1 protein-coding gene is annotated in these 1553 nt (G+C 68.6%); it reads right to left on the minus strand.

Features of this window, described 5'->3' with window-relative positions:
- Nucleotides 1-33: 33 nt before the first annotated feature.
- Nucleotides 34-1478, minus strand: a protein-coding gene (locus tag IF06_RS0131670; protein ID WP_420063450.1) for an IS3 family transposase whose coding sequence is annotated in 2 segments (ribosomal slippage) — nt 34-1103 and nt 1103-1478 — 1446 coding nt in all. Because the reading frame shifts where the segments join, the coding sequence is not laid out codon by codon here.
- Nucleotides 1479-1553 lie beyond the last annotated feature (75 nt).

The raw sequence follows: 1553 nt of genomic DNA on the forward strand, positions 1-1553 counted from the left end.
CGGAACATGTCAAGGGATTGAGGCCAGCGGGAGTTAAGCGGCCTGCCGTTCTGGTTCGGGTTTGTTGATCCAGACCTGGTTGGGCAGGTCGAGGATCTTGGGTAGGGGTTGGGTGGTGCCGAACCGTTCCGGGTGCGCCGCTCGCGCGGCGGCGAGGGTGTCCTGGCGGTTGGCGCGGACGGTGTGGTGGCGGCCGTGGTGGACGTCGGCGGGGGTGTGCAGCCCGATCCCGGAGTGCCGGTGGGCGTGGTTGTACCAGGTTACGAACTCGGTCATGAACGCCCTTGCCTGGGCCAGGGACGCGAACCGGTCCGGGAAGACCGGCGCGTACTTCAACGTCTTGAACCAGGCCTCGCTGTACGGGTTGTCGTTGGAGGTCTTCGGTCGGGAGTGCGAGCGGGTCACCTGAAGGTCTTCGAGCAGGTCAGCGACCGATTTCGAGGTCATCGAGGTGCCCCGGTCGGCGTGCACGACGTGCGGGACACCGTGGGTGCCGAACACCTCGCGCATCATCGACTCGGCGAGCGGACCGGACTCGCGGGCGTGCACGCGGACGCCGACGATGTACCGGGAGTAGATGTCGATCATCACGTAGGCGTCGTAGTAGACGCCCTTGACCGGTCCGGCGAGTTTCGTGATGTCCCAGGTGTAGACCTGCCCCGGCCGGTCGGCGATCAGCTCGGGACGCTGCCTGGCGGGGTGCCGGGCCTGCCGGCGACGCTCGCGGACCTGCTTGTTGTCGCGTAGGAGCCGGTACATGGTGGCGATCGAGCCCACGTACACGCCCTGGTCCAGCAACGCCGCGTAGATCTGCGCCGGAGCGGCGTCGACGAACTCCGGGCTGTTCAACAGTCGCAGGACCTGCCCGCGCTCGCTCGGGCTGAGCGCGTTCGCCGGCGTCCGCCGGGCCGGCCGCGATGGTGTCGGCCGGCGCCGGTCCCGGTCCGCGCTGGACCGGGCGATCCCGGTCATCGCCGCCGCCTGCCGAGTCGTGGTGCCGGTGCTGGTCAACTCCCGGTAGGCGGCCATCAGCGCTTGCCGAGCCCGAACACGTCCGGACCGTCCGGCTCGCTCCTGGAGATGTCCTCCAAGAGCTCTCGTGCTTTTCCCATGATCGTCAACGCCGTCTCGGTCCGCGCCAGCTTCGCCTGCGCCTGCGCCAACTCCCGCCGCAGCCGGGCGATCTCGGCCTGCTCCGCCGACGGCCGCCCGACCGTCTCACCGGCCGGTTTGCCCTGCAACAGGCCGGCGTCACGGGCCCGCCGCCACTCCGACATCAACGACGAGTACAAGCCCTCCCGCCGCAGAAACGCCCCGCCCTCACCAGCCGCGACGGCCTGCTCGTAACCCGCCAACAGTTCCAGCTTCTGCCCCGGGGTGAACGACCGACGGGCACGCGGCCCGTCCGAACGAGGGCCCTTCTTGCGACTCATGACCCCATCCTGGGCCGTCACGACGTCAACAGCAGTATTCAACACTTCTCGATCCTGAACTCGCCCTGTCCGGCGGACTTGCTATGAACCCCTGGCCTCAACTCACCCTGACAGACAGGG

The sequence above is a fragment of the Micromonospora globosa genome (assembly GCF_000717585.1).
Lineage (GTDB): Bacteria > Actinomycetota > Actinomycetes > Mycobacteriales > Micromonosporaceae > Micromonospora > Micromonospora aurantiaca.